This window comes from Rhizobium sp. C104 (assembly GCF_022354505.1).
GTDB lineage: Bacteria > Pseudomonadota > Alphaproteobacteria > Rhizobiales > Rhizobiaceae > Rhizobium > Rhizobium redzepovicii.
The window spans coordinates 2,114,082-2,135,475 of record NZ_CP092348.1 but is presented as its reverse complement, the minus strand read 5'-3'; the positions used below and the strand labels follow the sequence as shown (position 1 = coordinate 2,135,475).

Annotated in this window: 20 protein-coding genes and 3 pseudogenes; 7 read left to right on the top strand and 16 right to left on the bottom strand. The window is 62.2% G+C overall.

Annotation, left to right across the window (positions count from 1 at the left end; translation table 11 throughout):
• Positions 1–33: 33 nt before the first annotated feature.
• From pip to cysS, 5 genes and pseudogenes are all read right to left on the bottom strand, one after another.
• Positions 34–996: a prolyl aminopeptidase gene (gene pip, locus MF410_RS11710; protein ID WP_097626903.1), complete on the bottom strand. Its 963-nt coding sequence runs from the start codon at positions 994–996 to the stop codon at positions 34–36.
• On the bottom strand, positions 993–1,469 hold the full coding sequence (locus MF410_RS11705; RefSeq protein WP_097626905.1) for a GFA family protein: 477 nt from the start codon (positions 1,467–1,469) through the stop codon (positions 993–995). The genes pip and MF410_RS11705 overlap by 4 nt, the downstream gene beginning before the upstream one ends.
• A complete protein-coding gene (locus MF410_RS11700; RefSeq protein ID WP_097626907.1) occupies positions 1,466–1,954 on the bottom strand; it encodes a GFA family protein in 489 nt (162 codons plus the stop codon). The genes MF410_RS11705 and MF410_RS11700 overlap by 4 nt, the downstream gene beginning before the upstream one ends.
• Positions 1,951–2,428, bottom strand: a pseudogene (locus MF410_RS11695) (GFA family protein). Before MF410_RS11695 ends, MF410_RS11700 begins: the two are co-directional and overlap by 4 nt.
• Positions 2,429–2,636: 208 nt before the next feature.
• Positions 2,637–4,028, bottom strand: a complete 1,392-nt coding sequence (gene cysS / locus MF410_RS11690) for a cysteine--tRNA ligase (RefSeq protein ID WP_097626913.1) — start codon at positions 4,026–4,028, stop codon at positions 2,637–2,639.
• Positions 4,029–4,331: 303 nt separating this feature from the next.
• Here cysS and MF410_RS11685 point away from each other — a divergent pair, with 303 nt between their 5' ends.
• Positions 4,332–5,060 carry a GH25 family lysozyme gene (locus MF410_RS11685; protein ID WP_097626915.1) on the top strand — a complete coding sequence of 243 codons (729 nt, stop codon included), beginning with the start codon at positions 4,332–4,334 and terminating at the stop codon, positions 5,058–5,060.
• A 7-nt stretch (positions 5,061–5,067) separates the two neighbouring features.
• Here MF410_RS11685 and MF410_RS11680 read toward each other — a convergent pair whose 3' ends face one another.
• The 4 genes and pseudogenes from MF410_RS11680 to radA form a co-directional block, all read right to left on the bottom strand.
• On the bottom strand, positions 5,068–5,808 hold the full coding sequence (locus MF410_RS11680) for an SDR family NAD(P)-dependent oxidoreductase (RefSeq protein WP_097626917.1): 741 nt from the start codon (positions 5,806–5,808) through the stop codon (positions 5,068–5,070).
• Between the two features lie 77 nt (positions 5,809–5,885).
• Positions 5,886–7,375: pseudogene (gene purF, locus MF410_RS11675) on the bottom strand (amidophosphoribosyltransferase).
• A 150-nt stretch (positions 7,376–7,525) separates the two neighbouring features.
• Positions 7,526–8,146 carry a CvpA family protein gene (locus MF410_RS11670; RefSeq protein ID WP_097626921.1) on the bottom strand — a complete coding sequence of 207 codons (621 nt, stop codon included), beginning with the start codon at positions 8,144–8,146 and terminating at the stop codon, positions 7,526–7,528.
• A 90-nt stretch (positions 8,147–8,236) separates the two neighbouring features.
• Positions 8,237–9,637 carry a DNA repair protein RadA gene (radA, locus tag MF410_RS11665; RefSeq protein ID WP_097626923.1) on the bottom strand — a complete coding sequence of 467 codons (1,401 nt, stop codon included), beginning with the start codon at positions 9,635–9,637 and terminating at the stop codon, positions 8,237–8,239.
• 164 nt (positions 9,638–9,801) lie between these two features.
• Here radA and MF410_RS11660 point away from each other — a divergent pair, with 164 nt between their 5' ends.
• The gene (locus tag MF410_RS11660; RefSeq protein ID WP_097626925.1) at positions 9,802–10,437 is read left to right on the top strand and encodes a LysE family translocator; all 636 of its coding nucleotides are present in this window, start codon (positions 9,802–9,804) and stop codon (positions 10,435–10,437) included.
• Between the two features lie 8 nt (positions 10,438–10,445).
• Here the strand turns inward: MF410_RS11660 and alr are convergent, their stop codons facing one another.
• The gene (alr, locus tag MF410_RS11655; RefSeq protein WP_097626927.1) at positions 10,446–11,612 is read right to left on the bottom strand and encodes an alanine racemase; all 1,167 of its coding nucleotides are present in this window, start codon (positions 11,610–11,612) and stop codon (positions 10,446–10,448) included.
• A gap of 283 nt (positions 11,613–11,895) precedes the next feature.
• Here alr and MF410_RS11650 point away from each other — a divergent pair, with 283 nt between their 5' ends.
• The 3 genes from MF410_RS11650 to MF410_RS11640 all read left to right on the top strand — a co-directional run bounded on the left by MF410_RS11650 (position 11,896) and on the right by MF410_RS11640 (position 13,788).
• Entirely contained in the window at positions 11,896–12,717 is an 822-nt protein-coding gene (locus MF410_RS11650; RefSeq protein WP_097627273.1) for an AraC family transcriptional regulator, read from the top strand.
• A 67-nt stretch (positions 12,718–12,784) separates the two neighbouring features.
• Positions 12,785–13,489 (top strand): AzlC family ABC transporter permease, encoded by a 705-nt coding sequence (locus tag MF410_RS11645; RefSeq protein WP_097626929.1) that lies wholly within the window; start codon positions 12,785–12,787, stop codon positions 13,487–13,489.
• The gene (locus MF410_RS11640) at positions 13,486–13,788 is read left to right on the top strand and encodes an AzlD domain-containing protein (RefSeq protein ID WP_097626931.1); all 303 of its coding nucleotides are present in this window, start codon (positions 13,486–13,488) and stop codon (positions 13,786–13,788) included. The genes MF410_RS11645 and MF410_RS11640 overlap by 4 nt, the downstream gene beginning before the upstream one ends.
• Before the next feature lie 25 nt (positions 13,789–13,813).
• On the opposite strand, the gene MF410_RS11635 is transcribed toward MF410_RS11640, so the two are convergent.
• The 6 genes from MF410_RS11635 to MF410_RS11610 all read right to left on the bottom strand — a co-directional run bounded on the left by MF410_RS11635 (position 13,814) and on the right by MF410_RS11610 (position 19,460).
• Positions 13,814–15,310 (bottom strand): replicative DNA helicase, encoded by a 1,497-nt coding sequence (locus tag MF410_RS11635; RefSeq protein ID WP_049734132.1) that lies wholly within the window; start codon positions 15,308–15,310, stop codon positions 13,814–13,816.
• Between the two features lie 327 nt (positions 15,311–15,637).
• Positions 15,638–16,216, bottom strand: coding sequence for a 50S ribosomal protein L9 (gene rplI / locus MF410_RS11630; RefSeq protein ID WP_049733920.1), 579 nt, complete (start codon positions 16,214–16,216; stop codon positions 15,638–15,640).
• 21 nt (positions 16,217–16,237) lie between these two features.
• Positions 16,238–17,224 (bottom strand): DUF2232 domain-containing protein, encoded by a 987-nt coding sequence (locus MF410_RS11625; RefSeq protein WP_097626933.1) that lies wholly within the window; start codon positions 17,222–17,224, stop codon positions 16,238–16,240.
• Positions 17,225–17,371: 147 nt separating this feature from the next.
• Positions 17,372–17,620 carry a 30S ribosomal protein S18 gene (gene rpsR / locus MF410_RS11620; RefSeq protein ID WP_003547038.1) on the bottom strand — a complete coding sequence of 83 codons (249 nt, stop codon included), beginning with the start codon at positions 17,618–17,620 and terminating at the stop codon, positions 17,372–17,374.
• A gap of 14 nt (positions 17,621–17,634) precedes the next feature.
• Positions 17,635–18,102, bottom strand: a complete 468-nt coding sequence (gene rpsF / locus MF410_RS11615; RefSeq protein WP_085736761.1) for a 30S ribosomal protein S6 — start codon at positions 18,100–18,102, stop codon at positions 17,635–17,637.
• Between the two features lie 314 nt (positions 18,103–18,416).
• A complete protein-coding gene (locus MF410_RS11610; protein ID WP_097626935.1) occupies positions 18,417–19,460 on the bottom strand; it encodes an aldo/keto reductase in 1,044 nt (347 codons plus the stop codon).
• A 214-nt stretch (positions 19,461–19,674) separates the two neighbouring features.
• On the opposite strand from MF410_RS11610, the gene fabD reads away from it, so the two are divergent.
• Both fabD and fabG read left to right on the top strand, forming a co-directional pair.
• Positions 19,675–20,619: an ACP S-malonyltransferase gene (gene fabD, locus MF410_RS11605; protein ID WP_097626937.1), complete on the top strand. Its 945-nt coding sequence runs from the start codon at positions 19,675–19,677 to the stop codon at positions 20,617–20,619.
• A 38-nt stretch (positions 20,620–20,657) separates the two neighbouring features.
• Positions 20,658–21,394: pseudogene (fabG, locus tag MF410_RS11600) on the top strand (3-oxoacyl-[acyl-carrier-protein] reductase).

The following is a 21,394-nucleotide window of genomic DNA, read 5'->3' as shown; positions in this document are numbered from 1 at the left end:
GAGAGGGCTAGGGTGAGAGGCTACCTCAAACAATCAGTTTGTCTTCCCGGCAAACTTGTCTGTCGCCCTGATCAGTTGGTCGAGAATTCCCGGCTCCGAATACGCATGCCCCGCACCCTCGATCAGGTGGAATTCCGCCTTCGGCCAGGCCTTGTGCAGCAGCCAGGCATATTTTGCCGGGCAGGGCATGTCGTAGCGGCCGTGCACGATGACGCCGGGAATATCCTTCAGCCGGCCGGCGTCTCGGATCAGCTGTCCTTCGTCCATCCAGCCGGCATTGACGAAGAAATGGTTCTCGATGCGGGCGAATGCATAGGCGAATTCCGGTTCCTCGAACTTGCCGCTCGTCGAAGGCTCGGGCAGCAGCGTGATCGTTTCGCCTTCCCAGATGCTCCAGGCCTGCGCGGCTGCGAGGCGCACGCTTCTGTCCTCATGCGTCAGGCGGCGATGATAGGCATGCATCATCTCATGCCGCTCATCGGGCGGAATGGGCGCGATGAAGCGCGCCCACTTGTCCGGGAACATTTCCGAGACGCCGAACTGATAGTACCAGTCGAGCTCGGCCTTGGTCAGCGTATAGATGCCGCGCACGATGATCTCGGAGACGCGCTCCGGATGCGCCTCGGCATAGGCGAGCGCCAGCGTCGAACCCCAGGAGCCGCCGAACACCTGCCAGCTGTCGACGCCGGCCATTTCCCGCAGCCGCTCGATATCGGCGACGAGGTGCCAGGTCGTGTTGGCATTGAGCTCGGCATGCGGCGTCGACCTGCCGCAACCGCGCTGGTCGAACAGCACGACGTCGTAGAGGGCGGGATCGAAAAGCCGGCGATGGGTGGGCGAGAAGCCGCCGCCGGGGCCGCCATGCAGGAAGACGGCGGGCTTGGCGCCAGGCGTTCCCGAGCGCTCCCAATAGATCACATGGCCGTCACCGACATCGAGATGGCCTGAGGCATAGGCTTCGATTTCAGGATAGAGCGTGCGCAGTCTCTCGGTCATATTTTCACGCCTTTCGCGGGCCAGACTTCGGTATCGTGATCGGGATGCTGGAAGGAGATGATCGCCTCCTGCCGTGCGTAGAAATCCTGATCCTTCAGCACCGGCGCCTCGAAGATCTCCTCGACCCAGGGCAGGCGGGCGTCGTAATTGACCTGGATTTGCGGCGCCAGGTCGCTGCGATCGTCGAAGGTGCCGATCGCAAGCTCCAGCCCGCCCGGATGACGATAGGTCATCGGCGTGCCGCAATTGCTGCAGAAGCCGCGCTCGATATTGACCGAGGATTGAAAGTAGCTCGGCGCGCCGCGCGTCCATTCCATCGCTTCCTCAGGCGCGGTGACCAGCGCGGAGAAGAAGCCGCCGAACTGCTTCTGGCACATGCGGCAATGGCAGATCGAGGGGCGCCCCAACTTGCCCGAGATGCGGAAGCGCACGGCGCCGCACTGGCAGCCGCCTGTTTTTATCGTGTCCGTCATGAGATTTCTCCGAGGGGCCAGCTTTTCGTGTCGTGGTCGGGGTGCTGATGGTTGCTTGCCGCAATCGCATCCTCGCGGTCGGGCGTTTCGGGCTCTGGTTCGAGCGGCAGGCCGTCGAGTGCGTGAAACCAGGACATCTTGCGGCCGGTGTTCGATTGCATCACCGGCTTGACCACGTCGGGATCGTCCAACGAGCCGAGGGTGATGTTGATGAAATCCGTCCCCGGAATATCGTAGAACAGCGGCGTGCCGCAATCGCCGCAGAAACCGCGCCGCACGAGGTCAGAGGAGTGGAACCATTTCGCCGCGCCGCGCGTCAGGGTGAAATTGCTGTGCTTCACGCCGCCAAGCGGCATGAAATAATTGCCGGCCGCTTTCTGGCACATGCGGCAATGGCAAAGATGGGGAGAACCGACTTCGCCTTCGGCGCGGTAACGCACCGCTCCGCACTGGCACCCGCCGTTTTTGTCCGCGTCCGCTGTCATCTGGGCTCCTTGGGTGGCCATGTCTGGGTCTCATGATCGGGATGCTGGTAGGAGACGAGTTCGAGCACGAAGGGGGCGGCTTGTGCATCCTCTTCCGTCCGGTGCCCCGGCAACTCGTGCAGATGATCGACGAAGCCGATCTTGCCCTCGATGCCGTATTGCACGACCGGCGGAAGCGCCGAAGGATCGTCGAAGGCGCCTGCGGCAATTGCAACCCCGTCAGGCGCCTCGTAGGAGAGCGGCGTGCCGCAATCGCCGCAGAAGCCGCGCTCGACGAAATTGGAAGAGCGGAACTTTTTCCGCTCGCCGCGTGTCCACGCGAAATCGGCGCCGCGCACCGAGACCAGCGGCGCATAATAGGCGCCGAACGCCTTCTGGCACATGCGGCAATGACAGATCGACGAATCTTTCGAGTTCGCCGCTGACGCGAAAGCGCACCGCGCCACACTGGCAGCCGCCGGTATAGGTGGTCATGGACAATCCCTCCGCAACAATGTGGATGAGAAAAAGAGAACCCCTCCCAACCCTCCCCACAAGGGGGAGGGCTCTCCCGTGATGCCGCCTTCATTCCCGCCTCGAAGGCTTGCGTTTGCGGTGAGGTCGCTTCGGAGCAGTACAGCGCCGTAGCCCCTCCCCCTTGTGGGGAGGGGTTGGGGAGGGGCCTTATCCGAAGACACGGGTCTCACCGCTTGACCTCCCACGTCGTCATCCGCTCGCCGGTCGCCGCATCCTTGCCGTCTTTCAGCTGGATGCCCTTTGCCGTCAGTTCGTCGCGGATCTTGTCGGCTTCGGCGAAGTTTTTCGCCTTCAGCATTTCAAGCCGCATGGCGACCAACGCATCGACCGCCGCTGCGACGGCCTGGTCGATTTCGGCTTTCTTCGGCAGCAGGCCGAGGAACGCAGCCGTCGCGGCAAAACGGGCGGCCGCGGCGGGATCGTTATGGGCGGCCTGCGCCAGCGCATGTAAGGCCTGCACCGCCGCGACCGTGTTGAGGTCGTCGGCGAGCGCGGTCAGCACGGTTTCATCCGGCGCGGCATCGCCGGCTTCCGTCGCCGGCCATTTGGCGAGCAGGCGTTCAGCCTCTTCCAGCCGCTTGATCGAGAAATCGATCGGCTCGCGGTAATGGGTCATCAGCATCGCAAGGCGCAGCACCTCGCCCGGCCATTTGCGGCCGCCGAAAATCTGCGTATGCAGCAGATCGTGAATGGTGACGAAATTGCCTTCGGATTTCGACATTTTGCGGCCTTCGACCTGCACGAAGCCGTTGTGCATCCAGACATTCGCCATCACCTTGGTGCCATGGGCGCAACGTGACTGGGCGATCTCGTTTTCATGGTGCGGGAAGATCAGGTCCAGCCCGCCGCCGTGAATGTCGAAGATATCGCCGAGATAACGCCGGCTCATCGCCGAGCATTCGATATGCCAGCCCGGTCGGCCACGGCCCCATGGGCTCTCCCAGCCGGGTTCGTTGTGGCTCGACAGCTTCCAGAGCACGAAATCGCCCGGGTTCTTTTTATGCGCATCGACGGCGACGCGGGCGCCTGCCTGCTGTTCGTCGAGCGGGCGCTTCGAAAGCTGGCCGTAATCCGCCATGGACTTAGTGTCGAACAGCACTTCGCCCGCTGCCACATAGGCATGGCCGTTGCCGATCAGCTTCTCGATGATCTCGGTCATCTCAACGATATTGTCGGTGGCGCGCGGCTCGACGCTCGGCTCCAGGCAGCCGAGTTCGGCGACATCGGCGTGAAACTGCGTCTCGGTCCTTTCGGTGACCGCCCGGATCGCTTGGTTGAGCGGCAGGCCCGGATGATCCCTCAGCGCCCGCGCATTGATCTTGTCGTCGACATCCGTGATGTTGCGGGCATAGGTGACGTGATCCTCGCCATAGACATGGCGCAGCAGCCGGAACAGCACGTCGAAGACGATGACCGGGCGGGCGTTGCCGATATGAGCGAAATCATAGACGGTCGGGCCGCAGACATACATGCGGACATTGTCCGGATCGATCGGCGCAAAGACCGATTCTTCCCGTGTCAGCGTGTTGTACAGCTTCAGTTCCGGCATGCCGCCCATTCCACTCTCCCATAAGCACAACTAGAAAAATATCGCGACCGGCGGGCCGGGGCGTTTCGCATCTGACTATTTGGGAGACGAAAACGGCCGGGCCAGCGCGTGCGCTAGCGAATAATCTTCCGGCAGATAATGCAGATAACCGTTTTCATGGCGGGATTTATGGCGCGGGAATGACCTTTGGTCAAGAGGGGCAAGCGATGATCCGCGGCACGGCTCACCTGCCATTTTCGTGGCGCAAATCGCTTATAGGCAGTTGGGAGTTGCTCAATAGGAGAGGACTGCGTGAGAGGCTGGGGCCGGGGGATGATCGGAGCGATTGCAATTCTGGCAGTCGCATCGACCGCATATTTCGCATACGATTTCGGTATGCTTCGTTTCAATAATCCGTCTTTGTCAACCTATCCGATCCAGGGCATCGATGTCAGCCATCACCAGGGCGATATCGATTGGAAGACGGTGGCCGCGCAGCCGAACGTGCGCTTTGCGATTATGAAGGCGACCGAAGGCGGCGACCACAAGGATTCGAGGTTCGCCGACAATTGGCAGCGCGCCGGCGATGCCGGAATGGTCAGGGGCGCTTATCATTTCTTCACCTTCTGCCGCCCGGGCAAGGATCAGGCGCAGAATGTCCTGGCGACCGTGCCGCGGCAGCCGGGGACCCTGCCCATCACCGTCGATCTGGAGTTCGTCGGCAATTGCAACAAGGTCCCGACGGTCGAGGAAATGGCGACTGAGGTGAACGCCTTCTTCGCCGAGCTGAAGGGTGCCTTTCCAGAAAAGCCGATTTTCTATGTCACCCAGGAGTTCTACGATCAGTATCTAAAGGGCAATGAATCCCGCTTCCCCGATCATTACCTCTGGCTGCGGAGCGTGTTTCAGGAACCGGCGCAGCAAGGCTGCGGTCGTTGGTCGATCTGGCAATTTTCCGACAATGGCAGTGTCAACGGCATTCAGGGGGCGGTGGACCTCAATGCGCTCTGCCCGTCGGAGACAGGCTTCGCGCATCTGTTCCCGGCAGTTGCAGCCAAGTGAGCCTGGCTTATTCCGGCAGCCGGTAATCGGCGAGCTTATTGTCCCGCACAATGAACAGTTTGCCCGTCTCGGTCACGCCGGGGCCGAGCAGAGGCAGGATCGCCTTGGCGACCTCGGAAGGATGCGGCAGCGTCTGCGGATCTTCGCCGGGCACCGCCTGGGCGCGCATCGCCGTGCGGGTCGCGCCGGGATCGACGCTGGTGATGCGCAACGGCGTCGATTGGCTTTCGCCGGCCCAGGTCCGGGCCAGTGCCTCGACGGCGGCCTTGGAGGCGGAATAGGCGCTCCAGAAAGGCCGGCATTTATGGGCGGCACCCGATGACAGGATGACGGCGCGGCCGCCATCCGAGCGGGCGAGCAGCGGGTCGACCGATCGGATCAGCCGCCATGTCGCAGTGACGTTGATGGTCATCACCTTCTCGAACACCTTCGCCTCGATATGGCCGATCGGCGAGATGACGCCGAGTACGCCGGCATTGGCGACGAGGATATCGAGTTTGCCCCAGCGTTCGAAGATCGAGCCGCCGAGCGCGTCGATTGCGTTCATGTCCGCCAGGTCGAAGGGCACCAGTGTCGCCGTGCCGCCGATGGCCTTGATCGCGTCATCGAGATCCTCGAGCCCGCCGACCGTGCGGGCGCAGGCGATGACATGGGCGCCGGCTTTCGCAAGCTCAAGCGCCGTGAAATAGCCAATGCCGCGCGATGCACCGGTGACGAGTGCGATCTTGCCCTCAAGATTGATATTCATCTGCTCCGGTTCCGGATTTGCTTGCGAAGGCGAGGGGCGCAACAGCCCCTCGGAAGGGAGGTTAATGCAGCGGCGGCTCAGCCGTTGCTGGCAAGCATCGAAAGCTTGTTGCCCATCGACTCGCCGTTCTTGTCGAGCAGGCGGGTCGGATAGTCACCGGTGAAGTAATGGTCGGTGAACTGCGGGCGGGCCGGATTGCGGTCCTCGCCGCCGACGGCGCGGTAGAGCCCGTTGATCGACAGGAAGGCAAGCGAATCGGCGCCGATATATTTGGCCATGGCTTCGACATCGGCATATTGGTTGGCCAAGAGCTTTTCGGCATCGGGCGTGTCGATGCCGTAGAAGTCGGGAAGAAGATCATCGGACTGGCGACGCGGAGATGGACTTCGCGCGCACCAGCCTCGCGGATCATCTGGACGATCTTCAGAGACGTCGTACCGCGCACGATGGAATCATCGACCAGCACCACGCGCTTGCCTTCGATCATCGCCCGGTTGGCGGAATGTTTCAGCTTCACGCCGAAGGCGCGGATCTGCTGGGTCGGCTCGATGAAGGTGCGGCCGACATAATGGTTGCGGATGATGCCGTATTCGAAGGGAATTCCGCTTTCCTGTGCGTAGCCGAGCGCCGCCGGCGTGCCGCCATCCGGCACCGGGACGACCACGTCGGCCTCGACAGGCGATTCCTTGGCGAGGTTCATGCCCATGTTCTTGCGCGTCGTATAGACGTTGCGGCCGCCGACGACCGAGTCCGGCCGGGCGAAATAGACATATTCGAACAGGCAGAGGCGCTCCGGCTGCGGCTTGCCGGGCTTGCGGGCATCGATGCTGATCGAGCCGTCGGGCTGAATTTCGCAGATGACGACCTCGCCGTTTTCGACATCGCGGATGAATTTGGCGCCGATGATGTCGAGCGCGCAGGTTTCCGAGCAGAAGATCGGCTTGCCGTCGAGTTCGCCCATCACAAGTGGGCGGATGCCTGTAGGGTCACGCGCTGCAATCAGCTTGGTGCGCGTCATCGCGAGCATCGAATAGCCGCCTTCCATCTGGCGGATGGCATCGATGAAGCGGTCGGATGTGGAGGCATGGCGGGAGCGGGCGATGAGGTGGAGGACCACTTCGGTATCGGACGTCGACTGACAGATGGCGCCGGTCGCGATGATCTGGCGACGCAGCGTCAGGCCGTTGGTGAAATTACCGTTATGGGCAACGGCAATGCCGCCTTCCTCAAGTTCGGCAAAGAGCGGCTGCACGTTGCGCATCGCCACTTCGCCGGTTGTCGAGTAGCGGGTATGACCGATCGATATGCTGCCGGGCAGGCGGGCGAGCGTCATCGGATTGGTATAGTGGTCGCCGACGAGCCCCATATGGCGCTCCTGGTAGAAGCGCTTGCCGTCGAAGGAGACGATGCCGGCCGCTTCCTGCCCGCGATGCTGCAGAGCATGCAGGCCGAGAGCCGTCAGTGCCGCGGCATCGGGGTGTCCCAAAATTCCGAAAACCCCGCATTCTTCATGCAGCGTATCTCCGTCGAGCGGATCGTCGGTGGGCAAGGAATGGGACTGGTTCATTTCTGCGGGCCTCTGCTCTCACAAGAATGGATCGGCATTTCCAGAAATAGCTGAAGCCCGACAGAGCTGGAATGCCCGGCCGGACCTCTCATTTCAACTCCCGCTCAAATGGCAATTGCCGGAAGGCGGGTCAAGCTCTTGAACACTGTGTCAATTCGCCGGCTGCTGTGCAGGCGCTGTCGGTGCGTCTTCCGCCGGCGCCTGGTCGCCCGTCGGCGGATTGGTGCCTTCAGCGCCGCCCTGTGCCGGCGGCTGAAGCTTATCACGGATGCTCGCCGGTATCATCTGGGCAAATTGCTCCGGCAGAACGGATTTCAGCTTCACGACCATCGAATCCAGGAAGGGCTTCGACTTCGCTTCGTTGACCCAGGCCGGGCGGTGGTCGGCATCGACCAGCCAGTTCCAGAAAGCGACGGCGACGACCAGCAGCAGCACGCCGCGCGCAGCCCCGAACAGGAAGCCGAGCGTGCGGTCGAGCGCGCCGACGCGGCTGTCGATGATGAAATCGGCGATCTTCATGGTGATGAAGGAAATGACGATGAGCGCGATCAGGAAGACGACCGCTGCCGAACCGACGATCGCGATGCGGTCGTCATCGGTGTATTTCTTCGCGTAGGGCAGCAGGTAGGGATAGAGGTAATAGGCGGCTGCTGCCGAGCCGCCCCAGCTTGCGATCGAGAGGATCTCGCGCGAAAAGCCGCGGACCATCGCCAGCACGGCGGAGAAGAGCACGACGCCGATGACAATACCGTCGAAAATCGTAATGGGCATGTAAATTCAACTCCAGGACTGCCGCTGGGCGGCCGTGTCGTGCCTTATCGTGTGCCTCCTATATCATCACCAATCTTGGCAATGAAAGGATCAAACCTCGTCTTCCACACGCAGCGCCCCCTTCGACCCGGCGATGCGCGCAACCAGATCCGGCAGGCTTTCGACCTCACTCCAGCGTCCGCCGGAACCCTTCGGCAGTTCGGCGGAGGCGGACGGAAGCAATGCTGCGGAAAAGCCCAGCTTCTCGGCTTCCTTGAGGCGCTGGGCGGTGTGCGCAACCGGCCGGATGGCGCCCGACAGGCTGACTTCGCCGAAATAGACGCAATCGGCGGGAAGGGCAATACCGGCAAGCGAGGAAACGAGCGCCGAGGCGACGGCGAGATCGGCCGCCGGTTCGGTGATGCGGTAGCCGCCGGCGATATTGAGATAGACGTCGTGCTGGCCGAGCCTGACGCCGCAATGGGCTTCCAGCACCGCCAGGATCATCGACAGCCGGGCCGAATCCCAGCCGACCACGGCGCGCCTGGGCGTGCCGAGCGAGGTTGGCGCCACCAGCGCCTGGACTTCGACCAGCACCGGGCGCGTGCCCTCCATGCCGGCAAAGACGGCAGCACCGGGCGATTTTTCGTTGCGCTCGCCGAGGAAGAGTTCCGAGGGGTTGGCGACCTCGCGTAAGCCCTTGTCCGACATTTCGAAGACGCCGATCTCGTCGGTCGGTCCGAAGCGGTTCTTGACCGTGCGAAGGATGCGGTAATGATGGCCGCGATCGCCCTCGAAATAGAGCACGGCATCGACCATGTGCTCGACGACGCGCGGTCCGGCGATCTGCCCGTCCTTGGTCACGTGCCCGACGAGCACCATGGCGGCCCCGGTCTGCTTGGCGAAACGGATCATCGCCTGCACGCCGGTGCGCACCTGCGTCACCGTTCCCGGGGCGGATTCGGCAAGTTCGCTCCACAGCGTCTGGATGGAATCGATGATGACGAGGTCCGGCCGCTTGCCCTCGGCAAGCGTCGCCAGAATATCCTCGACATTGGTTTCCGCCGCCAGCATCACATCGGTATCGGCCGCTGCAAGCCGCTGCGCCCGCAGCCGGACCTGGGCGACGGCCTCTTCGCCGGAGACGTAGATGATCTTGTGGCCGCGCCGCGCAAGGGCGGCGGCGGCCTGCATCAGCAGCGTTGATTTGCCGATACCGGGATCGCCGCCGATCAGCACCGCCGACCCGCGCACGAAGCCGCCGCCGAGCGCCCGGTCGAGCTCCGACATGGCGGTATGGATGCGCGGCGCCTCCTCGATCTCGCCCGACAGCGCCGTCAGCGTCACCGGCCGCCCCTTCTTCGGCGTCTTGCCGGGGCCTGAGCCGATCCCGCCCATCGGGTCTTCTTCGACGATGGTGTTCCACTCGCCGCAGTTCTCGCATTTGCCCGCCCAGCGGTTATGAACCGTGCCGCAGCTCTGGCAGATGAATTGTGTCCTGGCCTTCGCCATCGAATACTCTTTCAGTCCGGGGTCTCGAGCGAAGCAGATGCATGCTTCATCGAATCACTGTCGTGCCTGAGATAATGGCTATCGCGACGGATCAAAACTAATGATTTTCCCATCAGCACCTCCCGTGCCTATCCTTTGCTTCTGCTCATCCCGAACGGTGGAAGATGTTCGATTATTCGCTCGCGCACTGGTTTGCATTTCTCTCGGCCGCGGTTCTGCTCAATCTGTCGCCCGGGCCCGACATCGCCTTCATCCTCGGTCACACGATGAGAGGTGGAAAACGCGCCGGTTTTTCCGCACTGTTCGGCGTCTGGTCCGGCGCCTGCCTGCATGTTCTGATGGCAGCGCTCGGCCTTTCCGCCGTGCTCGCCGCTTCTTCGGTCGCCTTCTCCGCGGTCAAATGGATCGGCGCCGCCTATCTCGTCTGGCTGGGAATCCAGGCTTTGCGCGCCGGCGGCGGCAATGGCTTGATAAAGGATGCCGGTGAAAAGTTGCCGGCGGCGAAGATCTACCGGCAGGGAATTCTGGTGTCGCTGCTCAATCCGAAGGTGGCGATTTTCTTCCTGGCCTTCCTGCCGCAATTCGTCGTCGAAGGGGCAGGGCCGGCATGGACCCAGCTCATGCTGCATGGCGGGCTCATCATCGTCGTCGCCGCCTTCATCGAACCGCCGCTCGTCCTTCTCGGAGGGCGGCTTGCCGATGCGCTCAGGCATAATCAAAGAATCGGGCTATGGCTCGATCGCGGCCTCGGCGCGCTTTTCCTGGCGCTCGGTGTCCGGCTGGCGCTCAGCAGCCGCTGACGGGGAAGCTATTCCTCGTCGACGACATAGCGCCGTTCGTGGCGCAGCCCCATGCTGGTCAGGATCTCGTAGCCGATCGTGCCCGCCGCCCGCGCCACCTCGTCCAGGGGCATATTCTTTCCGAACAGCTCGACATAATCGCCGGCGCGCACGGCGTTATCGGGCAGGTCGGTGATATCGAAGATCGTCAGGTCCATGGTGATCCGGCCGGCGACCGGCACCTTGTGTCCGGCGATGAAGCCTAGCCCGCCCTGCGGCACGGCCTGGCGCAGCGGCACGCCGCCGCTCGACAGCCCGCGCATGTAGCCGTCGGCATACCCGGCCGAGGCGATCGCCAGTCGGCTTTTGCGGCGAAGCTGCAGCGCCCGCCCATAGCTGACGGTCTCGCCGGCTTCGACGCTGCGCACCTGGATGATGCGCGCTTCCGCGGTTGCCACAGGCCGCATCGGATTGGCCCGGCCGCAGACCGCCTCGCCGCCATAAAGCGCGATGCCGGGACGGGTCAGGTCGAAGTGATAATCCTCGCCAAGGCAAATGCCGGCCGAGGCGGCAAGGCTTGAATCGATACCTTCATAGGCGGCGCTAACCCTGCGGAATGATTCGAGCTGCTGCCGGTTCATCGCATGGCTGGGCTCGTCGCCGCAGGCGAGGTGGCTCATGACCAGCACCGGCGCAAAGCTCGCCGGCCGCGAAACGTCGTCGGCGAGCGCGATCGCATCGTCCATGTGCAGTCCGAGCCGGTTGAAGCCGGTATCGACATGCAGTGCGCAGGGATAATCGCCGTAGTCGGCAAGCACTGCCATCCAGAAGGCGAGCTGCTCGTCGGAGGAAATCACCGGCACCAGATCGTTTTCGAAAAAGCGCCGCTCGGTGCCCGGCCATATGCCCGCGAGCACGAAGATGCGCGCCTCTGGCGCATAGAGGCGAAGTGTGACGCCCTCGTCGACTGTGGCAACGAAGAAATCCCGGGCGCCGGCCATATAGAGCGCTTCACCGGCATCCTCGATGCCCGTGCCGTAGGCATCCGCCTTGACAACGGCTGCGGCGCGCGCCGCGCCGGAGCGGCGCGCCATGTCGCGCCAGTTCTCCGTCAGCGCGGTCAGATCGACGGTCAGCCGCAGGCCCGCGGAAGCGAAAAGATCGTCATCTTCGAAGGGGATGGGAAAATCTGTCATGTATCGCCGTGAACTAATGGAAGGAAATCGCCTGAGCCAGTCTAAAGCATGTCGCGCAAAAGTGTGCAGCGGTTTTGCGATAACGACATGCGTAAAGACAAAGAGCTCAAGCGCAGGGAGCGAATCTGAAAGATCGCGACGCGCTTTAGAGAGCATTATGGCCAAGGCAGGTCACATACCACCCTTTGCCTGTCATCTGATCACTTTTGTTCAAGACGCGTGCAGGCTTCCGCGATAATCTCAGTGGATGCAGAACGTATCGCAAAAAGAGGCGGCGGCGGCCATGCCGCTTGCGAACGTGGAATCGGCCCGCTTCTGGCGAGATGGCCGCTTCCGCGACATGGAGTGTTTGAGCGCCACCTTCCTGACGCACGAATATGCGCCGCATGCGCATGACACGTTCAGCATCGGCGCAATAGAAAGCGGCAGCCAGATCGCCACTCTCAGCGGCAGGCGGGAGGAAACCGGCCCGGGCGACCTTTATCTCATCGATCCCGGTGTCATCCATGACGGCGCTCCGGGCGGAGAGGGCTACCGCTACCGGATGATCTATCCCGATATGAAGCTGTTCGTCGATATTTTGGAGGATGTCACCGGCAAGGCCTTCCATGCGACGCCCTCTTTCTCCGGCGGGCTTCCACGCGATCCACAGCTCGCCAATGCCTTCCACGCCGCCCATCGAACGCTTGAGAGCGGGGCAGGCGCGCTGGAATCGGATGAGGGAATGTTTTCGGTGCTGGCAGCGATCTTTGCGCGTCACGGCAGCGCAATCATCGTTCCTGTCGATACGCAGGAACGAAGCGCGGTGGCCCGTGCCCGCGAATACCTCATCGAGAACTTCGACAGCGATGTCGGGCTCGAGGAGCTGGCCGGAGTGGCGGGTTTGAGCCGCGCCCACCTCATCCGTGCCTTCCGCAAGGAATATCACATTACCCCGCACGCTTTTCTGACGGATCGGCGCGTGCAGGTGGCCCGTCGGCTGCTGCGCCAGGGGCGCATGCCTGCCGATATTGCGCTCGAATGCGGTTTTGCCGATCAGGCGCATTTCACCCGACACTTCAAGGCACGGACAGGCGTAACACCAGGTCAATTCCGCACGGGCTGATCACTTTCGTTCAATACGGCCCTGGCTGGCCGGGCTAATCCTCCGCGATCTTGATCAGGAGGTTGCCATGTTGCAGCACAGCCGGCCATCCGGCGATTTTTTTGCCGGAATGCGCGCCATTTTTCCGCTTGTTGTCGCCGTGTTACCGATCGGCCTGGTGTTCGGCGCGGTCGCAGCCACCAAGGGGCTTTCCCCGTTGGAAACGACGCTGATGAGCGCGCTTGTCTTTGCGGGCGGTTCGCAATTCGTGGCCATGGACATCTGGACCCATCCGGCAAGCTGGATCGGCGTCGGCTTTGCAGCCCTGCTGGTCAATATCCGTCACGTGCTGATGAGCGCGTCGATCGGCACGAAGATGCAGTCCTTCTCCGGCGTCAAACGGTATGTTGCCATGCTATTCCTCGCAGATGAACTGTGGGCCATGGCGGAATTCCGCGCGGGAGCCACACGACTGACACCGGCCTGGTATGCGGGCATCGTCACGCCCTTCTACCTCACCTGGGTCGGCTCTTCGCTGACAGGCGCACTGCTCGGCGCCTTTTTCGGCAATCCAACGGTCGTCGGCCTCGACTTCGCTTTTCCGGCTGTCTTCATCGTGCTCGTCATGGGTTTCTGGAAGGGGCCGGAAACCGGCGCCGTCCTTGCGGCAAGTGGTGCCGCATCCGTTGCGGTCCACCACTTCGTGCCGGGGGTCTGGTATATCGCCGCCGGCGCTCTGGCCGGGCTGGCAACGGCCCTATGGCAGCACAGGGCGCGGGAGCAGGCGGCATGACGCTCGATCTCAACATCTTCATCGCCATCCTCGCGATGGCCGCCGCAACGGTGTTCACCCGCGTCAGCGGCCTCGTGTTGCTCCATCATGTCGAGATGAATCAGCGGCGGAGAGCGGCGATCGAGGCCATTCCGCCGGCTGTGCTGATGGCGGTCATTGCCCCGACTGCCTTTGCGGCGGGCTGGGCAGAGACCTTGGCCTGCGCGGCAACGGCAATCGCCGCGCGCCGTTTGCCAATGCTTATGAGCGTCGTGATTGGCGTCGCAACGGTTGCCTTGTTGCGGGCCGCCGGGCTTTAGCTAAGGAAATCGACGCGGGACCGCGTCAATGTTCCTCGTAATGTGTGAAGGAGGGATCGGCGAGATCGGCGAAGCGGGTGAATTCCGACTGGAAGGCGAGCTTCACCGTGCCCGTCGGCCCGTGACGCTGCTTGGCGATGATGACGTCGGCGGTGCCCTTCACTTTGTCGAACAACGCTTCCCATTCCGGATATTTCGGATCGTTGATGTCGCGCGGCTCCTGGTTCTTGACGTAATATTCCTCGCGGAACACGAAGAGCACGACGTCGGCGTCCTGCTCGATCGAGCCGGATTCGCGAAGGTCGGAAAGCTGCGGCCGCTTGTCGTCGCGGCTTTCGACCTGACGCGAGAGCTGCGACAGGGCGATGATCGGAACGTTGAGTTCCTTGCCGAGCGCCTTCAGGCCGGTGGTGATCTGGGTGATTTCCTGCACGCGGTTGTCGCTGGATTTTCCCGAGCCGGTCATCAGCTGGATATAGTCGACCACGAGCACGTCGAGGCCGCGCTGACGCTTGAGACGGCGCGCGCGCGCCGACAGCTGGGCGATCGAGATACCGCCGGTCTGGTCGATATAGAGCGGCACTTTCTGCATCATCATCGAGCAGGCGACGAGCTTTTCGAAATCGGCATCATTGATGTCGCCGCGGCGGATCTTCGATGAGGAGACTTCCGTCTGCTCGGAGATGATACGGGTGGCAAGCTGTTCCGACGACATTTCGAGCGAGTAGAAGCCGACGACGCCGCCGTTTTTCGCCTTCATGCTGCCGTCCGACTGGACTTCGCCTTCGTAGGCGGCGGCGATATTGTAGGCGATGTTGGTCGCAAGCGAGGTCTTGCCCATGCCGGGGCGTCCGGCAAGCACGATCAAGTCCGAACGCTGCAGGCCGCCCATCTTGGAATCCAGCGAATGGATACCGGTGGAAATGCCGGAAAGCCCGCCGTCTCGTTCCTTGGCGACGGCGGCCATGTCGATCGCCAGCGCAACCGCATCGTTGAAGGCCTGGAAGCCGCCGTCATAGCGGCCGTTTTCCGCCAGTTCGAAGAGGCGGCGTTCGGTATCCTCGATCTGCGACTGCGGCGGCATGTCGAGCGGCGCATCATAGGCGATGTTGACGACATCCTCGCCGATGGTGATCAGCGCCCGGCGCAGCGCCAGGTCGTAGATCGCCCGACCGTAATCCTCGGCATTGATGACGGTGACGGCGTTGCTGACGAGGCTCGCCAGATATTGCGACACCGTCATATCGCCGACCTTCTCGTCGGCCTTCAGGAAGGTCTTGATCGTCACCGGGTTGGCGATCTTGCCCATGCGGATGATATCGCCGGCAACCTCGAAGATCTTCCGGTGCAGCGGTTCGTAGAGATGGATCGGCTTCAGGAAGTCGGACACCCGGTAATAGGCGTCGTTGTTCATCAGGATGGCACCCAGAAGCGCCTGCTCGGCTTCGATGTTGTTGGGTGCTTCGCGATAATGCTGCTCCGAGGGGGCAACGGCTGCAATCTTTCGAGCGGCGTCGTTCATCATCATCCGTTCTGTCTTTTTCCAGCTCCGGATTTGCAATTCCGGACGCGAAAATCAAGAGGCCGCGAAAGGAGCGAGGGCTCGCTTCGCTTAAATCCTGAACGCTGTGCACGTTGTTCGACTTCTCCACAGTCCCGGGCAACACAAAGGAGAAATACTGTGAGTGTCACCCGTATGACACGGCATGGCGCCGACTCAGCCCATTCATTTCGGAGAATGTTATTTTAGCGCGATGCCATAAGGCCCGCAGCAAAAACATCCGGAAAATCCCCAACGAAAAAGCCCGGCGCGATGGCCGGGCTCCTGTCGCGGATTGCTCCGGCGATATTATGCTTCGTCTTCGTCGACGCCGTCAGCTTCCGGATCGAAGAAATCTTCCGGACGCAGAGCGTCTTCGTCGACACCGTAAATGGCGTCGACCGAGGTGAGTTCTTCACCCTTGGCCTGGCGCTCTGCCTCTTCGGCGGAACGGGCAACGTTCAGCTCGACGTGGATTTCGACTTCGGCATGCAGCTGCAGCTCGACCTTGTGCAGGCCGATCGCCTTGATCGGCGTGTTCAGGTGAACCTGGTTGCGGCCGATGTTGAAGCCTTCGGCGGCGAGAATCTCGACGACGTCACGGGCGGCGACCGAGCCGTAGAGCTGGCCGGTTTCGCCGGCGGAGCGTACGACGATGAAGGACTTGCCGTCGAGAACGTCGGCGACCTTCTGGGCTTCCGACTTGCGCTCGAGGTTACGGGCTTCGAGCGTCGCGCGCTCGGCTTCGAAGCGGGTCTTGTTGGCGGCGTTGGCGCGCAGCGCCTTGCCAAGCGGCAGCAGGTAGTTACGGGCAAAACCGTCGCGAACCTTTACGGTTTCGCCCATCTGGCCGAGCTTGGAGATGCGTTCGAGAAGGATGACTTCCATTTTCTTTTACCTTTCTGTGTCTCAGATTTTCGTGTCGGATTGTTTGGGGGCATCAGCATCTTTCGTCGGGGTCAGCGCGATCGCCTTGCGCGTATCGCTGAGACCGAGGACGAGGATGAGGAAAGCTGGCAGCAGCATGAGCATCGAGGCCAGGTAGCTGAGGATGAGGGCCGGTAGGCGCCAGTCCTTGCCGCGCGTGCGGAAATGCAGCGAGGCGAAACCGGAAAGCATGAAGCCGGCGCCGAAGGTGCCGATCACCGTCGCGCCGACCAGCGCCGGCACGCCGCCGAAGAAGCAGGCGGCAAGCCCGGCGAGGAAGATGAAGATCGAGTTGCGGTTCATGCGCAGCGAGGAGGGGATGTCCTCGCGCGGGCGAAGGCCGCGGCCGGAGGCTGCGACGATGCGCACGGCAAAATAATAGGCGGCAAACAGCATAGACACCCACATACCGCCCTGCACCGCCGGCAGCATCAGCACGATTAGCGATTTGGTCTGCGCGGTCGCCGTCGGATCGGGCATGAATTCCGGTTGCTGCTCCTTGACCGAGGCGATCAGCAGATCGACGATCTGATCGGTGATGGCGGGCCCGTAGCCGATCATCACGCCGATGACGATGACGGCGAGCGTCACCAGGCCGCAGAGATGCAGCAGGATATCGGAGAGCGGATACCAGGCAAGCAGATTGTCCGGGCCGCCGAGTTCGGAAGCCGGCCGCGCGAGATTGGCGAGATGGCTGAGCCAGCCGGCCGGCAACAGCGTCACCAGCGTCATGATCAGCGCGAAAGAGGGGGAGATGAGGGCCGCGCCGAGTGCGGCTGCTGTGACGACAGCGGCGATGGCCGCGGCATTGCCCCAGCCGAGCCCGACGATCAGAATCGGCAGCGCCGAGGCCGTATAGAGCAGCGCGCTGAAAAACGACGGCTGCATGCTCGCCCCCAGCATCAGCAGGAAGGCGGTCAATCCGGCGAGTGCGCCGATCAGCAGCGTTTTAACGTTCGGTCGGTTCAAGGTCGCTGTCCTGCTTCATCAAGCAGTTAGAGGATGTTGCTGAATCGAATTCAGAAACGTCTCAACATGGGTTTTTAGAGTTCCGATCCGCGCCCATCGCGGAAGGGAGGCGACCCCGGATCAGCAATCCGGGGGTCACATATTCTATTAGGCGACGACGTAGGGCAGCAGGCCGAGGAAGCGGGCACGCTTGATCGCCTGGGCGAGTTCGCGCTGCTTCTTCTGAGAAACGGCCGTGATGCGCGACGGAACGATCTTGCCGCGCTCGGAAATGTAACGCTGGAGCAGACGTACGTCCTTGTAGTCGATCCGCGGCGCGTTGGCGCCGGAGAAGGGGCAGGTCTTGCGGCGGCGATGGAACGGGCGGCGGACCGGAGCGGAGGAAGTTTCAGACATATCTTAGGTCTCCCTTATGCGCGGTCTTCGCGCGGACGGCGCGGACGGTCTTCACGGTCGCCGAAGCCACCTTCACGCGGCGGACGCGGGCCGCGGTCACGATCGCCGAAGCCGCCTTCACGCGGGCCACGGCCGCCTTCACGCGGACGGTCGTCGCGGTCGCGCTTCTGCATCATGGCAGACGGACCTTCTTCATGCTTCTCGACGGCGATCGTCATGTAGCGAAGAACGTCTTCGCTGATGCGCATCTGACGTTCCATTTCCTGGACGGCAGCAGCCGGTGCATCGATGTCCATCAGGGCGTAGTGTGCCTTGCGGTTCTTCTTGATGCGGTAGGTGAGGGACTTGAGGCCCCAGTTCTCGATACGCCCGACTTTACCGCCGTTAGCTTCGATCACACCCTTGTACTGTTCTACGAGGGCATCGACCTGCTGGGCGGAAATATCCTGCCGGGCAAGGAATACATGTTCATAAAGAGCCATGACAGCTTTGCCTTTCTTGCGTTTGGTTCAACCCGATATTCGGCGGCTAAGCCTCAACGACTGCTCCTGATTGGGCGGACCCAGGCAAGAAAGCGTTTCCGAGACGGTCGAGAGCGGAGACACGGGAGGCTGGAACGCTTCCGTTCCGAACGATTTCCAAGCGGAAACCGGCCCTCCGTTCAGCCACCAGCCAGAAGACCGGGTTAACGAACAGGGCGGCTTATACGGATTTTTCGCGGGAAGGCAAGCCCAATCGGACATGCAAGCCCAACGCAGGCCGATCGGTCGCGTCGGGCTGGACGAGAGGAACAGGATCAGAGCGGCAGCGGATACTGCCGGTGCACCTTGGCGATCTCCGCCAGTACCTCGGCCGAAAGCGTCAGGTCGGCCGCGCCGATGTCGACTTTCAATTGCTCCATCGAGGTTGCGCCGATGATGGCCGAAGCCATGAAGGGCCTGGACAGGCAGAAGGCGAGCGCCATTCCCGCCGGGTCGAGACCATATCGGGCGGCGATCTGCAGATAGGCCTTGGTCGCCGGCTCCTGCAGCGGCTGCAGGCGGCCGCCGATATCGTGGTTGATCGAGCCGCGCGAACCCTTCGGCCTGGCGCCACCGACATATTTGCCGGATAGGATGCCGCCGGCGAGCGGCGAATAGGCGAGCAGCCCGACATCCTCGTGATGCGAGAGCTCGGCCAGATCGAGGTCGAAATGGCGGTAGAGCAGATTATATTCGTTCTGGACGCTGGCAACGCGCGGCAGGCTCTTTTGTTCTGACAGCGTCAGGTATTTCTGGATGCCCCAGGTGGTTTCGTTGGAAAGGCCGATCGCCCGGATCTTGCCTTCCTTGACCAGTGCGCCGAGTGTTTCAAGAATGTCGAGCATATTGGCGACGGCCTTGTCGCGATCCTGGTTGAAAGGATTGTAGCTCCAGTTCTGGCGGAAATGGAAATGGCCGCGGTTCGGCCAGTGGATCTGGTAGAGGTCGACATAATCCGTCCGCAGCCGCTTCAGGCTGGCCTCGAGCGCCAGCCGGATATTCCTGGCATCAGCACCTTCGCCGCCGCGCAAATACTCGCGGCCGCGGCCGGCGACCTTGGTCGCAAGCACGATATCTCCGCGTTTGCCTGATTTGCCGAACCAGCTGCCGATATAGTCTTCGGTCCGGCCCTGAGTTTCGGCCGAAACCGGGGTGGTAGGATAGAGTTCGGCGGTATCGAAGAAATTGACGCCCTTTTCGACGGCGTAATCCATCTGTGCATGCGCGTCGGTTTCGCTGTTCTGCGAACCCCAGGTCATGGTGCCAAGGCAGATTTCTGAAACGGAAATGTCGGTGCGGCCGAGTGAATTGTACTTCATGTGAAAACCTTGGGAGAGAGCTGAAGCCTTGGGGAGGACCGGGCAAATCTAGGCCGGATTTGGCGGAGCGCAAGAGTAAAAACCTGGCTTTTCCGCCGGTCCGGAAGGCTTTGCAGAGAATGGGCCGCCACTTGACTCTGCCGGAAAGAATGTCAATTGGAGGCAAAACGCCTCGCGGGGCGCGCAATCAGGGGCATGAGCCAGGGATACGAGAATGACCATTGCTTTCACTTTTCCCGGTCAGGGCAGTCAGGCCGTCGGCATGGGCAAGGATCTGGCCGAGAATTTCGCGGAAGCCCGCGCCGTTTTCGACGAGGTTGATGAGGCGCTCGGTGAAAGTCTTTCCGACGTCATGTTCAACGGTCCCGAGGAGACCTTGACCCTGACGGCGAACGCCCAGCCGGCGCTGATGGCCGTCTCGATTGCCGTCGTCCGCATTCTTGAGGCCAAGGGGTTGGATCTGAAGTCCAAGGTCGCCTATGTGGCCGGCCACTCGCTCGGCGAATATTCTGCCCTGTGCGCCGCCGGCACCTTTTCGCTCACTGACACCGCGCGGCTGCTGCGCATCCGCGGCAACGCCATGCAGGCGGCCGTCCCCGTCGGCGTCGGCGCCATGGCGGCGATCATCGGCCTCGAACATGCCGACGTCGTCGCTGTCTGTGAAGAGGCTGCGGCCACCGGCGCCTGCCAGATCGCCAACGACAATGGCGGCGGCCAGATCGTCATTTCGGGCGAGAAGGCAGCCGTCGAAAAGGCCGCCGGGCTCGCCACCGACAAGGGCGCCAAGCGCGCCATCCTGCTGCCGGTCTCGGCACCCTTCCATTCGGCACTCATGGCGCCCGCCGCCGACGCCATGCGCGAAGCACTGGCAAAGGTCGCCAAATCAGATCCCGTCGTGCCGGTCATTGCCAATGTCCGCGCCGCGCCCGTGACCACAGCCGACGAGATCGCCAACTTGCTGGTCGAGCAGGTGACCGGTCAGGTCCGCTGGCGCGAGACGGTGGAATGGTTCGCCGGCAATGGCGTCACGACGCTCTATGAACTTGGCTCCGGCAAGGTGCTGACCGGCCTTGCCCGCCGCATCGATAAGACAATCAACGGAATCTCCGTCAACGGTCCGGCGGATATCGACGCGACTGTTACCGCCCTCATGGCCTGATTGGTATTTCCAGATATCCAGATATAAGGAACGTTTCCATGTTCGATCTTTCTGGCCGCAAGGCTCTCGTCACCGGCGCATCGGGTGGTATCGGCGAGGAAATCGCCCGCCTTCTCCATAAGCAGGGCGCCATCGTCGGGTTGCACGGCACCCGCGTCGAGAAGCTGGAAGCCTTGGCGGCCGATCTTGGCGAGCGCGTCAAGATCTTCCCGGCAAACCTCTCCGACCGCGACGAGGTCAAGGCCCTCGGCCAGAAGGCCGAAGCCGAACTCGAAGGCGTCGACATTCTGGTCAACAATGCCGGCATCACCAAGGACGGCCTCTTCGTGCGCATGAGCGACGAGGATTGGGACGCCGTTCTCGAAGTGAACCTGACGTCGACTTTCCGCCTGACGCGCGAATTGACGCATCCGATGATGCGCCGCCGCTATGGCCGCATCATCAACATCACCTCCGTCGTCGGCGTTACCGGCAATCCGGGCCAGGCCAATTACTGTGCCTCCAAGGCCGGCATGATCGGCTTCACCAAGTCGCTCGCGCAGGAAATCGCCACCCGCAACGTGACGGTCAACTGCGTGGCGCCCGGCTTCATCGAAAGCGCCATGACCGGCAAGCTGAACGACAAGCAGAAGGAAGCGATCATGGGGGCAATCCCGATGAAGCGCATGGGCACAGGGGGGAAGTTGCTTCGGCTGTCGCTTATCTTGCCTCCGCCGAGGCTGCCTATATGACGGGCCAGACGCTGCACGTAAACGGCGGCATGGCGATGATCTGA